Raw genomic sequence first — 13,830 nt, 5'->3', positions numbered from 1 at the left:
GGAATACCTTTTAACAAAGTTAAGGAGGTAATCCAACCGCAGGTTCCCCTACAGTTACCTTGTTACGACTTCACCCCAGTCATGAATCACAAAGTGGTAAGCACCATCCCGAAGGTTAAGTAACTTGCTTCTTTTGCAATCCACTTCCATGGTGTGACGGGCGGTGTGTACAAGGCCCGGGAACGTATTCACCGTGGCGTTCTGATCCACGATTACTAGCGATTCCGACTTCATGGAGTCGAGTTGCAGACTCCAATCCGGACTAAGACGTATTTTATAAGATTTGCTAGCTCTTACGAGATTGCTACTTTTTGTATACGCCATTGTAGCACGTGTGTAGCCCTGGTCATAAGGGCCATGATGACTTGACGTCATCCTTACCTTCCTCCGGTTTATCACCGGCAGTTTCCTTTAAGTTCCCGGCCGAACCGATGGCAAAAAAGGATAAGGGTTGCGCTCGTTGCGGGACTTAACCCAACATTTCACAACACGAGCTGACGACAGCCATGCAGCACCTGTCTCACGGTTCCCGAAGGCACTTCTATATCTCTATAAAATTCCGTGGATGTCAAGACCAGGTAAGGTTCTTCGCGTTGCATCGAATTAAACCACATGCTCCACCGCTTGTGCGGGCCCCCGTCAATTCATTTGAGTTTTAACCTTGCGGCCGTACTCCCCAGGCGGTCGACTTAATGCGTTAGCTTCGAAAACTACAGGTCATGCCCACAATTTTCAAGTCGACATCGTTTACAGCATGGACTACCAGGGTATCTAATCCTGTTTGCTCCCCATGCTTTCGCACCTGAGCGTCAGTATTCATCCAGGGGGTCGCCTTCGCCACTGGTATTCCTCCAGATATCTACGCATTTCACCGCTACACCTGGAATTCTACCCCCCTCTATGAGACTCTAGTTTATCAGTTTCAAATGCCATTCCTAAGTTAAGCTCAGGGATTTCACATCTGACTTAATAAACCGCCTACGTGCTCTTTACGCCCAGTAATTCCGATTAACGCTCGCACCCTCCGTATTACCGCGGCTGCTGGCACAGAGTTAGCCGGTGCTTCTTTTGCACGTAACGTCATGTATCAAACGTATTATATTTGATATTTTTCTTTCGTGCTGAAAGTACTTTACAACCCGAGGGCCTTCTTCATACACACGGTATAGCTGCATCAGGCTTGCGCCCATTGTGCAAGATTCCCCACTGCTGCCTCCCGTAGGAGTCTGGACCGTGTCTCAGTTCCAGTGTGGCTGATCATCCTCTCAGACCAGCTAGAGATCGTCGCCTAGGTGAGCCTTTACCCCACCTACTAGCTAATCTCGTCTGGGTTCATTTAATAACATAAGGTTATTATTTGTTAAAATAATAATCCCCTACTTTGGTCTAAACGACATTATGCGGTATTAGCCATCATTTCTAATGGTTATCCCCCTTTATTAAGTAGATCCCCAGATTGTACTCACCCGTTCGCCACTCGCCGACAAAGAAGCAAGCTTCTTTTCGTTGCCGTTCGACTTGCATGTGTTAAGCTTACCGTTAGCGTTTAATCTGAGCCATGATCAAACCCTTCAATTTTTATTGACTTTTCTTTTAATTCATGTTTTTAAACTTACTATATAACGTAACTTTAACATGCATTAAAAATATCTGTTTTTATGAAGATATTTCCTTGAAAAATGCCCACACAGATTATTTAGTTAATTATAAAAGAACAGTTTTTATTAAAAAAAAACATATTCATTATATATTGAAAAATAAAAAAAACAATACTTTTATATACTTTATATAAACTTTATATAATTAAAAATTTTAAAAAATGTTGTTTTTTATAAACTTTTTAACAATTTTTACAAAAAAAGTAAGCGAATAATATACCTAACTCGAATAATAAGTAAATGAAAATCGCAAGAAAAGTTTGAGAAATAATATCTGGAGGAGTTAAGAAGATACTAATTATAAATGAACTTAAAAAAAAATAGGAACGTTTTTTTTTAAGTTTTTTTAAATGCAAAACTTTTGCCCAACATAATATAACTATAACAATAGGTACTTCAAATATACTACCAAAAATTAAAAATAGCGATGTAATAAAATCAAGATATTTTTCAATATCAGTAGCTATTTTAATTCCTGTAGGCATATTATTAATTATAAAATGAAAAAAAAACGGTAAAATAAAAAAATATGAAAAAATAACACCAATATAAAATAAGCAAATACTTGTAAATAAAATAGGAAAAACTATTTTTTTCTCATTATTATATAAAGCAGGTGCAATAAACTGCCAAAATTGATAAATTATAATTGGTGCGCTTAAAAAAAAAGATACAAAAACTGTTAATTTAACTGGAACAAAAAATGGAGCAGAAAGATCAGTGGAAATCATACTTGTACCAGGCGGCATTTTTTTTATCAAAGGACTAGCAATTATGATATATATATTATTAGAAAAACATATTAAAAATAAAAAAAATAATAAAACTGTAATTAAACAGTTAATAATACGTTTTCTTAATTCAAGTAAATGATCGATAATAGATTGCGTTTTTAAGCTCATTTTTTATTCAAATTATTTTAAAACTTTTTTAAAAGTTTTAATGATATTTTATTAATAAAGTTTTATAAAATTCATGTTCTTATATTTGTACATTATGTTCATCTTTATAAGTATTGTTAGAAAAATAGCTTTTATTTTTTAAATGAAAGTAATGGATTTCTTTTTTTAAATCATTAACACAATTTATTAGTTCATTAAATATCATATTATTATTTTTTATATTGCTAATTTGATTTATATTGTTTTGTAATTCTTGCATTGTAGAATATTTTTCAAACTCATTTCTTGTATTAATTAGTAAAAGACGTATTTTTTTAAAAAAAAATATTATACATTTAAAAGCAGAAAGAAATTTTTTTGGACCTAAAACAACTAAACCAATTAATAAAGCTAAAAAAATTTTACTAATACTAATATTAAACATATTTATACCTATTTATAAAATAATTATTGTTAATTAATTTTGTTTTTTTCTGTTTCTATATGATTCTTATCATAATTAATATTTTCTTTATTTATATGATTTTTTTTATGATCTTGCACATCTTCTTCACGCATTGCTTTTTTAAAATCTTTAATGGATGTTCCTAAATCAGATCCTAGATTACGTAATCTTTTAGTACCAAACACAAGTAAAATAATAACAGCAACAATTAACAATTTTCCAATACTAATTTTTCCCATAAAATTCACCTATTTTATTATTGATTTTTCATTAATTTTTTTTAATAACTAACAAATTTTACATTTATATATAATAAAAATATAATTTTCTTTTTTAGAAATCTTTATATTTTATTAATTATCATTTTAAGTTATCTTCTTTCCAAAATTCTGTTTGATTTAAAATTTTTTGGTTAATAGAACTTTTAATTTCAACACCTAACTTTTTAAAATTTTCAGTTTGTGAAATGAGATTTCCTCGTCCTTGAATTAGTTTTTTTAAAGCATTTTCATAACTTTTTTGTGCTTTATCAATATTTTGTCCAATATTTATAATATCATCAACAAATAATCGAATTTTGTCATAAAGACGAGATGCACGCTTAGCAATTAATTGAGAATTCCTGTTTTGATATTCTGATTTCCAAAGATTATTTATAGTTTTTAATGCAACTAATAAAGTAGTTGGGCTTACTAACATAACATTTTGTTGTAAAGCTTCATTTAATAAATCTGGTTGATGATTAATGGCTAATAAAAACGCTGGTTCTATTGAAATAAACATTAATACATAATCTAATGATCTTAATCCAGGAGATTTTTGATAATTCTTGCTACTTAATAATCGAATATGATTACGAATTGATTTTATGTGTTCTTGAAGAGCTTTTTCACGAATTAGCTTATCGTCTGTGTTAAAATATTTTTCGTAAGCAATAAGAGTTGTTTTAGCATCTATAACAACATCTCTACCTTGAGGTAGACGTACAATAATATCTGGTTGTATACGATTTTTATCTTTAAGATGAATAGTTACTTGTTTTTCATATTCATAACCTTCTCTTAATCCAGAACATTCAAGAACGCGACTTAAAACAGTTTCTCCCCAATTACCTTGTGTTTTAATATCTCCTTTTAAAGCTTTAGTAAGATTAATAGTTTCTTTTGTGATTTGACTGTTTAATTGCTGTAATTGATTTATTTCATACTTTAATATGTTACGTTCACAAGAATCTTGACCTAATTTATCGTTGATTTCACGACGAAAACTTTCTAATTGCTCTTTAAATGGAATAAAAAAATTGTTTAAATTTTGTTGATTTTTTTCTTCTATTTTAGAATCATTATTCACTAATTTTTCTTTTATGATATTTTCAAATTTATTAATTGTTCTTTGTTCACTTTCAAACAATAGATTTTTATGTGCTTTTTTATCAAATTTTATTTCTTGAATATGATTAATAGATTCTCGTAATTCAGTTTCTTGTATATTATTTATTTCTACTTGTTCTTGCAATTTTTGACATATTTGTTCATATTCTTTACGCCAATATTTTAATTCTTGTATTTTTTCATCTTTTTGTAATAAACAATTTTTTAAATTTAGCAATTCTTTTTCTTGTTTTTCTAAAAATTTTCTTTGAAGATCATATTTCTTTTCGAAGATATTTTCATTTTTTTTTAAAAAACGATATTTATAAAAAAAATATTTTTTCAAATACTGAATACGAAAATACGAAAAAATTAATGTCAAACTAATACTTAATAAAATTAATAAAGGATATATGATGAATGTTTTATTCATTTATTTTAATATTTATTACATTTTTCTTTATAAAAAGTATTTTATAATTTTTTTTATATTAGTAATCTTATTTCTTTCATTAAATATTAAAATAAATGTATATAAATCAGCAGAATTTCTTTGAAATCTGCTGACATTAATTATTATTATATGATATTTATTATTTATTAAAGTTTTTTACGAAAATTTTTTGTTGCAGTGACCATATTTTTTAATGCTATATATGTTTCTTTCCAATTTCTTGTTTTTAAACCACAATCTGGATTTATCCATAATTGATTTTTTGGTATGTATTTCGTTATTTTGCTAATACAGTGTTCAAAATCAATAACACTTGGAATATTCATAGAATGCACATCATAAATTCCTGGACCAATATCTTTAAAGTATTTATTTTTTTTAAAAATATTTAATAAATTTTCATTAGAACGAGAATTTTCAATTGTAATTACATCTACATCTAGTAAAGATATTGATTCCATAATGTCATTAAATTCACAATAACACATATGCGTGTGAATTTGAGTGGTATCTTTAACTACACAAGCACTCAATTTAAAGGAATTTACTGCCCACATTAAATAATTTTTCCATGCAGACTTATGAAGAGGTAATCCCTCTCTTAATGCAGGTTCATCAATTTGAATAATGCTAATTCCAGATTTTTCTAAATCTTTTACTTCATCTCGTAATGCTAATGCAATTTGTTTTGCAATTAATTCATAGGAAATATCTTCACGAGGGAATGACCAAAGTAGAATAGTAACTGGACCAGTTAACATACCTTTTATTGGTTTTTTTGTTAAAGATTGTGCATAATTAGTCCATTTAATAGTAATAGGTTTAGATCTATAAATATCACTAATAATAATAGGAGGTTTTACACATCTTGAACCATAACTTTGCACCCAACCATTATTTGTAATTAAAAAACCTTCTAAATTTTCACTAAAATATTCAACCATATCATTTCTTTCGGGTTCTCCATGAACTAATACATCTAATCCAATTTTTTCTTGTTTTTTAATAATGTTCTTAATATGATTATTCATCATATGATTATATTGTTCGCTATTAATTTGATTTGTTTTAAAATCAAAGCGTGTTTTTCTTATTTCTGTTGTTTGAGGGAAAGATCCAATAGTTGTAGTCGGTAATAACGGTAACTTTAATTTATTTTTTTGTTTGATAGAACGGATATTATAAGAATTTTTTCGTTTTATATCATATATATTAATATTAGCAATTCTATCATATATTTTTTTATTTTTAACATGTAAAGATTTTTGTAAAAAACTAACATTTTCCCATTGTTCTAAATATTTTATATTATTTTCTTTTAAAGCAAGACTTAAACATGCAATTTCTTCACATTTTTGTATAGCAAAAGAAAATAATTGTTGTGTTTTTTTATCAAAATTATTTTCTGCATTAATATCAATAGGTATATGTAAGAATGAACATGATGGTCCAATCCAAATATTTTTATATTTATTGATAATCGGAAAAAAATCTTTAAAAATTTTGATTAAATCAGATCGCCAAACATTACGTCCATTTATTATTCCTAAAGATAAAATCCAATTTTCAGGAATTGATTGTTTGAGGTTATTAATATCATATTTACCATAAATTAAATCAACATGTAAACCTTGAATAGGCAATTGATTAATAATATCTATATTATGATTGATACTATCAAAATAAGTTGTTATTAGTATTTTAATATTTTTATTATATAAAGCTTCATAAACTTGTTTAAAACATTTTTTCCAATCTTGAGATAGTTCTAAAACTAATATAGGTTCATCTATTTGTATCCATTCAATTTTACGTTTTTCTAATTCATAAATAATTTTTTGATAAACAGGAATTAATTCAGATAGCAAGGATAATCGGTCAGATTTTGTTTTTTCTCCTACCATTTTTCCTAACCAAAGATAAGTTAATGGTCCTAATATAACTGGTTTTACTCGATATCCAATTTTTTTTGCTTCATCTATTTCATCAAATAACTGAGTCCAAATAAATTCAAATTTTTGATTTTTATAAAATTCTGGCACTATATAATGATAATTAGTATTAAACCATTTTTTCATTTCAGATGCTGGAATAGATTGACCTTCTTTAGTAGTAAAACCTCGCCCTATTTTAAAAATAGTATCAATATCAATATTTTCATTATTTTTATAACGTTTAGGAATATTTCCTAACATTAAGCTAGTAGTTAAAACATGATCATACCATGCAAAGTCTCCGACTGATATTAAATCAATACCAGATTTTTTTTGTAAATTCCAATGATGTTTTCGAAGTTTATAACCAACTAAAAACAAATCCTCTTTTGAAATCTTATTATTCCAATAAATTTCTTGTGCTTTTTTTAGTTCGCGATTTAATCCAATACGTGGAAAACCAAGTATATGATTTACAATGGTCATTATTTTTCCTTAAATATTCTATATAAATGAAATTTTTTAAAAATTAATGTATTTAAAATGAATTAGTAACTGAAAAAACAACTAAAAAAGGAGGGATTAAATAATACTATTTTAGTAAATAAGAAATACCATACAAGCAAATGTATTAAAACAATATAAATATAATTTGTTAATTTTCATAAGAGTGAATAAATATAAAAAATTCCATTAAATAATCTCAAAAAACATTTTATTTTTAAAGAATCAAATGTTTTTTTAGAATAAATATAGAATATATCTATCTAAAAAAATGTCTTTTAGATAGATATATCATCTTTAAAAACTTTTAAAAGTTTTTATATATCAACATTAATAGCTTTTAAAGCATTTTTTTGAATAAATTTTTTTCTTGGTTCTACTTCATCACCCATTAAAGTAGAAAACAAATAATCTGCTTCTATTGCATCTTGAATAGTAACACGTAACATATGACGATTTTGAGGATTCATTGTTGTTTTCCACAACTGTTCTGGATTCATTTCTCCTAATCCTTTATATCGTTGTATTGTCAAAGAACTACGAGATTTTTCTATTAAATCGTTTAATAATTCTTCAAAATTTTCTAATTTTTTTTGTACACCATTACTACATTCAATATAAGCATTATTATTAATCAAATATTGTATTTTTTCTCCAAATAAAAATATGTAACTATATTTTTTTTCATTAAAAAATAATTTATTTAAAACACATTCCATATCATTTTTATAATCAGATATATAAAAAATGGGAAAGAATGTATTTGTTTGCAAGTCTTTCTTTATTATATATTTTACTTGTAATAATTCTTTGTTTTTTGATTGTTGATCATGTAAAAATTTCGATAACTTTTTTGCCCAAATTATCATTTCATTTTCATTGCTAAAATCATCAATTTTTTTTTGATAAATTAAAGCTTTTAACAAAACTATAGGATAATCTTGTTTGTTTTCTTCAATAATTTGTAAAACATTTTGAAACATTAATACTAAATTAATAAATTTTTTTTTATTTTGAGGAAAAATATTATTATTAGAATTATAAAAAATAATATTTTCTAATGCTATTTTTATTAAATAGTTATGCATTTTTTCTTCATTTCTTATATATTTCTCTGTTTTTCCTTTTTTAATTCTATATAAAGGTGGTTCAGCAATATAAAGATAACCACGATGAATAAGTTCTGGCATTTGACGAAAAAAAAATGTTAGTAATAAAGTACGAATATGAGAACCGTCAACATCTGCATCGCTCATAATTATAATACGATGATATCTTAATTTATCAGGATTATATTCTTCTGTTCCAATTCCACATCCTAAAGCAGTGATTAATGTAGTTATCTCTTGTGAAGAGAGCATTTTTTCAAAATTAGCTTTTTCAACATTTAAAATTTTACCTTTTAGTGGTAAAATTGCTTGATTTTGACGATTTCGTCCTTGTTTTGCAGATCCACCTGCTGAATCACCTTCTACTAAATAAATCTCAGAATTTTCAGGATTTCTTTCTTGACAATCTGCTAATTTACCTGGCAGATTAATTATGTCTAAAGTTCCTTTTTTTCGTGTAATTTCACGAGCTCTTCTAGCAGCTTCTCTGACACGTGCAGATTCAAAAACTTTATGCACTATAATTTTTGCATCATGAGGGTGTTCTAAAAGATATTCAATTAAATATTCATGAATTTTTGATTCAACTACTGATTTTACTTCAGATGATACTAATTTTTCTTTTGTTTGTGAAGAAAATTTGGGATCTGATAATTTAATGGAAACTATAGCTGTTAAACCTTCTCTAACATCTTCTCCAATTACGTTAAATTTTGTTTTTTTTCCATATCCTTCTTTTTCTATATAGTTATTAAATGTACGTGTAATACCTGAACGGAATCCAGAAAGATGAGTTCCCCCATCTTTTTGAGGAACATTGTTTGAAAAACAAAAAATACTTTCCCTAGTACTAGAGTTCCATTGCAAAGCAATTTCAACATGAATATCATCTTTTTTAGAAGAAAAATACAAAATATTTGAATGAATAGGATTTTTATTTTTATTTAAATAGTTAATAAAGGATTTTAAACCACCTTTATTATAATATTTTTGAACTATATTTTTTCTTTTATCTATTAAAGTAATACAAATACCAGAGTTTAAAAATGAAAGTTCTTTAACACGTTGTGCAATAATTTCATATTTAAAATCAATTACATTTGTAAAAATTTTATTATTTGGCCAAAATCGTATACATGTCCCTTTTTGATCAGTTTGTCCTGTCAATTTTAACTTTTCTTGAGGTACACCATATAGATAAGTTTGATTATAAATTTTATTTTTACGATAAATAGTTAATTCTAATTTTTTAGATAGCGCATTAACAACAGAAACTCCTACTCCATGTAATCCTCCAGAAACTTGATAAGAATTATTATCAAATTTACCTCCTGCATGAAGTACAGTCATAATAACTTCCGCTGCAGATATACCTTCTTCCTTATGTATACCTGTTGGTATTCCACGACCATCATCTATTACGGAAACAGATCGATCTTTATGAAGATTAATAGTTATATTTTTACAATGTCCTGCTAATGCTTCATCAATCGAATTATCAACTATTTCAAAAACCATATGATGTAAACCAGTTCCATCATCTGTGTCTCCTATATACATCCCCGGTCTTTTTCTTACTGCATCTAATCCTTTCAGGATTTTAATACTAGAAGAATTATAAGAATCTAACATGATTTGTTCCTATTTATTTTATATATAAGTTTTCTAAATTTTATATATAAGAATTAACTTTATTATAATCTAATTGGCATAATGATATAAAATAAAAATGGATTATTAATATCAATAATTTTTATGCTAGATAATTCATCAGTAAATAATAAACGTACATTTTGACAATCTAATGTATGTAAAATGTCAATCATATAACTAACATTAAAAGCAATTTTGAAGTTGTCATAATTATAATAAATTTTTAATACTTCTTCTCCTTTTTCTTGAATAGAATTACTAGAGAAAATGCTTAATAAATTTTTTTTTATATCTAAAGTTATACTGTTATTTGTTTCATTAGAAAGAATTGATATTCGTAATAAAGCTTCTTTAAACAATAAACGATTAATATCCATAGTTTTTGTTGGAATATTTGATAAAAATGTATTGTAATCTGGAAAATTGCCATCTACTAATTTTGAAGTAAAAATGATGTTTCCTATATAAATACGAATATTACTTTTACCAATTTTAATTTCTATTATTTCTTCATGAAAACTTTTTAATAAATATAAAAGTTCTATAATCGCTTTACGAGGAACAATAATAGAATATTTATCATAAAAATCGTTAATAGGCATTGAATTAATTGACATGCGATGCCCATCAGTTGCTACAACTTGTAATTTATTCTTTTCAAATAAAAAAAACATACCATTTAAATAATAACGTATATCTTGATTCGCCATAGAAAAAAAAGTAGATTCAATGATTTTTTTAAATTTTTCTTTATCAACAAAAAGTTTTTGTTTGCATTCCCACTTTTCTAAATATGGAAACTCTTTTGCTGGTAAAGTAGCAAGAGAAAAACGACTATTTTTAAATGATAAAAAAATAATATTCTTTTGTAAAGAAAGGGTTATTTTGATATTTTCAGAAAAAGATCGACAAATATTAAAGAGCTTTTTTGCTGAAACACTTATTTCTCCATATTCATAAATTTCGTATAATTCAATTTTTGCAATAAGCTCTATTTCTAAATCAGTAACAGTTAATAATAAATTGTTTTCTTCAGTTTTTAATAAAACATTATTAAGAATAGGAAATAGAGGACGTGATACGACTAATCTCACAATTTTTTGTAAAGATTTTGTAAAATTATTACGTTCTATAACAAATTTCATACATATCTAAAAGCTTTTTTATTATTGATATTTCATTGTACAATCTATATAAATTTATTTTAAGCTTTATTAATTATTAAAAAATTTATACAAGTAATCAAAATATATTATATGTAAATATCAAGATCAAAAACTTTTCATAAATGTTAAGTACACTAATAATATTATATTTTTAATACTATGTATTAAATATCATAAGATAATTGACATTTATTGTCAGGATAGTATCCTGTAATTATTTATTTTTTCAACATTGGAATAAAAATTTAATGAAACGAACTTTTCAACCATCTTTAATTAAACGTAATCGTTCACATGGTTTTCGCATACGCATGAAAACAAAAAACGGTCGTAAAATTTTATCAAATCGTCGTTTAAAAAATAGAACACGGTTAACAATTTCAGATTGTAAATAAATTTGAAAAATTTAAATTTAACTTTTCCTAAAAATTTAAAACTTTTAAAAAAACGAGATTTTTATAACGTTTTTAAACAGTCAAAAAAAATACATACTAAAGAAATTACTGTTTTTTTTTCATTTAATTTATTTAAGAATCCTAGAATAGGAATTATAATCGGAAAAAAATATATAAAATACTCCCATGATAGAAATCGTATTAAAAGATTAATTAAAGAAAATTTTCGATTATTTCAACATCGACTTCCTAACGTAGATTTTGTTATTATGATAAAAAAAGATATTTGTAATTTTAGTAATAAAAAAATTACTAATTTAATGGAGCAAATGTGGTATTACTTACAAAAAATATAAAAAAAATAGAAATTATTTTAATTTTTTTATATAAAAAAATTATTAGTCCTATGCTTGGCCCTCATTGTCGTTTTCAACCAACTTGTTCTGAATATGCATTACAAGCATTAAAAAAATCAAATATTATTACAGGCAATTGGTTAATTATAAAACGTATATTAAGATGTCATCCTCTAAATTTAGGTGGCTATGATCCAGTACCATAAACTAAAATAAAAAAATAAAGAATGATGGATTTAAAACGTAACCTTTTTTTAGTTTTTTTTATCTTTATTTCTTTGATTATGTGGGAAACTTGGCAGAAAGATCACATTATTGCTGTTAAAAAACAGCCGTTTGTTCAAAACAACAATATTAAAAATAATACTATCAATTCTCATTATATCAATGATCATAAAAAAATTATTACAGTAAATACTGATGTTTTTTCTATAAAAATTAATACTCAAGGGGGCGATATTGAAGAAGCTAAGTTAATCAATTATCAAGAAAAATTAGGTTCTAATAAACCTTTATCATTATTAGAAACTAGCCCATTTTTTATTTATCAAGCTCAAAGTGGTTTTACCGGTAAAAATGGACCTGATAATCCTAAATATGGAGAAAATAAAAGACCCACTTATAGTGTGCAACAAGATAAATTTGAAATGAAGAAAAATGAAAATAAAATTAGTGTACCACTAATCTGGAAAAATAAAGAAGGTATAATCTATAAAAAAACATTTATATTTAAACGAGGAGATTATGATATAGATTTAGTCTATAATATTAAAAACTTAACGGAGAAACCAATAGAAGTTTCTATATATGGTCAATTAAAACAAAGTATAAATTTACCTAAAAATCGTGATAACAAAAAATTTTCTATACGTACTTTTCGTGGTGCTGCTTATTCTACAGAGAATAATAAATACGAAAAATACAAATTTGAAACAATAAAAAACAAAAAACTCAATATACAAACAAATCACGGTTGGGTAGCAATGTTAGAACAATATTTTGCTACAGCTTGGATACCTCATACTTTAGGTAAGAATTATTTTTATACAAATTATTCGGGAACAGATTTCGTAACAATAGGATATCGATCATCTATAATAAATATTCCTCAAAATTCTGAAAAATCAGTAAAATCAACTTTATGGATTGGTCCAGAAATTCAAGATAAAATGTCTAAAGTAGCTAAAAATCTTGATTTAACTGTGGATTATGGTTGGTTATGGTTTATTTCACAACCATTATTTAAATTATTAAGATTAATCAATAGTTTTGTTGGAAACTGGGGATTATCTATTATAATTATAACATTTATAGTTCGAGGACTTTTATATCCTTTAACTAAAACTCAATATGTTTCTATGGCAAAAATGAGAATGTTGCAACCTAAAATGCAAAAAATTCGTGATCGTTTTTGTGATGATAAACAAAAAATGAGTCAAGAAATTATGCATTTATATAAAACTGAAAAAGTTAATCCTTTAGGAGGTTGCTTACCATTAATTATTCAGATGCCTATTTTCCTTGCGCTTTATTATATGTTAATGGATTCAATAGAGTTACGTCACGCACATTTTATTTTTTGGATTCACGATCTTTCAGAAAAAGATCCTTATTATGTTCTTCCTATTTTGATGGGGATTACTATGTTTGTAATTCAAAAAATATCACCGAATAATTCATCTGATCCTATGCAAAAAAAGATTATGAATTTTATCCCAGTAGTTTTTATTATCTTTTTTTTATGGTTTCCAGCAGGTTTAGTACTATACTATATAATTAGTAATTTTTTTACTATATTACAACAACAAATAATCTATAAAAATTTAGAGAAAAAAGGAATCTATCAGCAAAAAATCTAATAATTAACTGTACAAGGAATATTAA

At 25.8% G+C, this 13,830-nt stretch carries 11 protein-coding genes and 1 rRNA gene; 4 read left to right on the top strand and 8 right to left on the bottom strand.

What is annotated here, in order from left to right; all coding sequences use genetic code 11:
• Positions 1–20: 20 nt before the first annotated feature.
• The 8 genes from TGUWTKB_RS00120 to dnaN form a co-directional block, all read right to left on the bottom strand.
• A 16S ribosomal RNA gene (locus tag TGUWTKB_RS00120) occupies positions 21–1,578 on the bottom strand.
• Between the two features lie 262 nt (positions 1,579–1,840).
• Positions 1,841–2,560 (bottom strand): twin-arginine translocase subunit TatC, encoded by a 720-nt coding sequence (gene tatC / locus TGUWTKB_RS00115; protein ID WP_041062280.1) that lies wholly within the window; start codon positions 2,558–2,560, stop codon positions 1,841–1,843.
• Between the two features lie 79 nt (positions 2,561–2,639).
• Positions 2,640–2,984, bottom strand: a complete 345-nt coding sequence (locus tag TGUWTKB_RS00110) for a Sec-independent protein translocase subunit TatA/TatB (RefSeq protein WP_041062278.1) — start codon at positions 2,982–2,984, stop codon at positions 2,640–2,642.
• Between the two features lie 29 nt (positions 2,985–3,013).
• The gene (gene tatA, locus TGUWTKB_RS00105; protein WP_041062276.1) at positions 3,014–3,244 is read right to left on the bottom strand and encodes a twin-arginine translocase TatA/TatE family subunit; all 231 of its coding nucleotides are present in this window, start codon (positions 3,242–3,244) and stop codon (positions 3,014–3,016) included.
• A 121-nt stretch (positions 3,245–3,365) separates the two neighbouring features.
• Entirely contained in the window at positions 3,366–4,808 is a 1,443-nt protein-coding gene (rmuC, locus tag TGUWTKB_RS00100) for a DNA recombination protein RmuC (protein WP_052459505.1), read from the bottom strand.
• Between the two features lie 167 nt (positions 4,809–4,975).
• Positions 4,976–7,249 (bottom strand): 5-methyltetrahydropteroyltriglutamate--homocysteine S-methyltransferase, encoded by a 2,274-nt coding sequence (gene metE / locus TGUWTKB_RS00095; RefSeq protein ID WP_041062274.1) that lies wholly within the window; start codon positions 7,247–7,249, stop codon positions 4,976–4,978.
• A gap of 335 nt (positions 7,250–7,584) precedes the next feature.
• The gene (gyrB, locus tag TGUWTKB_RS00090; protein ID WP_041062272.1) at positions 7,585–10,008 is read right to left on the bottom strand and encodes a DNA topoisomerase (ATP-hydrolyzing) subunit B; all 2,424 of its coding nucleotides are present in this window, start codon (positions 10,006–10,008) and stop codon (positions 7,585–7,587) included.
• Between the two features lie 62 nt (positions 10,009–10,070).
• On the bottom strand, positions 10,071–11,174 hold the full coding sequence (dnaN, locus tag TGUWTKB_RS00085) for a DNA polymerase III subunit beta (protein WP_041062269.1): 1,104 nt from the start codon (positions 11,172–11,174) through the stop codon (positions 10,071–10,073).
• A 269-nt stretch (positions 11,175–11,443) separates the two neighbouring features.
• Here dnaN and rpmH point away from each other — a divergent pair, with 269 nt between their 5' ends.
• The 4 genes from rpmH to yidC are packed head-to-tail and all read left to right on the top strand — an operon-like array spanning position 11,444 to position 13,805.
• Positions 11,444–11,590, top strand: a complete 147-nt coding sequence (gene rpmH, locus TGUWTKB_RS00080; RefSeq protein ID WP_041062267.1) for a 50S ribosomal protein L34 — start codon at positions 11,444–11,446, stop codon at positions 11,588–11,590.
• A gap of 2 nt (positions 11,591–11,592) precedes the next feature.
• Complete coding sequence (gene rnpA, locus TGUWTKB_RS00075) at positions 11,593–11,946, top strand: ribonuclease P protein component (RefSeq protein WP_041062265.1); 354 nt, start codon at positions 11,593–11,595, stop codon at positions 11,944–11,946.
• Positions 11,922–12,152, top strand: a complete 231-nt coding sequence (gene yidD, locus TGUWTKB_RS00070; protein WP_041062263.1) for a membrane protein insertion efficiency factor YidD — start codon at positions 11,922–11,924, stop codon at positions 12,150–12,152. The genes rnpA and yidD overlap by 25 nt, the downstream gene beginning before the upstream one ends.
• 24 nt (positions 12,153–12,176) lie before the next feature.
• A complete protein-coding gene (yidC, locus tag TGUWTKB_RS00065) occupies positions 12,177–13,805 on the top strand; it encodes a membrane protein insertase YidC (protein ID WP_041062261.1) in 1,629 nt (542 codons plus the stop codon).
• The last annotated feature ends 25 nt before the right edge of the window (positions 13,806–13,830 follow it).

Origin of the sequence: Candidatus Tachikawaea gelatinosa (assembly GCF_000828815.1) — a bacterium.
GTDB classification, from domain to species: Bacteria; Pseudomonadota; Gammaproteobacteria; order Enterobacterales; family Enterobacteriaceae; genus Tachikawaea; species Tachikawaea gelatinosa.
This window is presented reverse-complemented; position numbering and strand designations above follow the sequence as displayed.

Bases quoted from the DNA above. Each gene is read 5' to 3' on its own strand.
- tatC (WP_041062280.1), bottom strand. From the start codon at position 2,560: ATGAGCTTAAAAACGCAATCTATTATCGATCATTTACTTGAATTAAGA.
- TGUWTKB_RS00110 (WP_041062278.1), bottom strand. From the start codon at position 2,984: ATGTTTAATATTAGTATTAGTAAAATTTTTTTAGCTTTATTAATTGGT.
- tatA (WP_041062276.1), bottom strand. From the start codon at position 3,244: ATGGGAAAAATTAGTATTGGAAAATTGTTAATTGTTGCTGTTATTATT.
- rmuC (WP_052459505.1), bottom strand. From the start codon at position 4,808: ATGAATAAAACATTCATCATATATCCTTTATTAATTTTATTAAGTATT.
- metE (WP_041062274.1), bottom strand. From the start codon at position 7,249: ATGACCATTGTAAATCATATACTTGGTTTTCCACGTATTGGATTAAAT.
- gyrB (WP_041062272.1), bottom strand. From the start codon at position 10,008: ATGTTAGATTCTTATAATTCTTCTAGTATTAAAATCCTGAAAGGATTA.
- dnaN (WP_041062269.1), bottom strand. From the start codon at position 11,174: ATGAAATTTGTTATAGAACGTAATAATTTTACAAAATCTTTACAAAAA.
- rpmH (WP_041062267.1), top strand. From the start codon at position 11,444: ATGAAACGAACTTTTCAACCATCTTTAATTAAACGTAATCGTTCACAT.
- yidC (WP_041062261.1), top strand. From the start codon at position 12,177: ATGGATTTAAAACGTAACCTTTTTTTAGTTTTTTTTATCTTTATTTCT.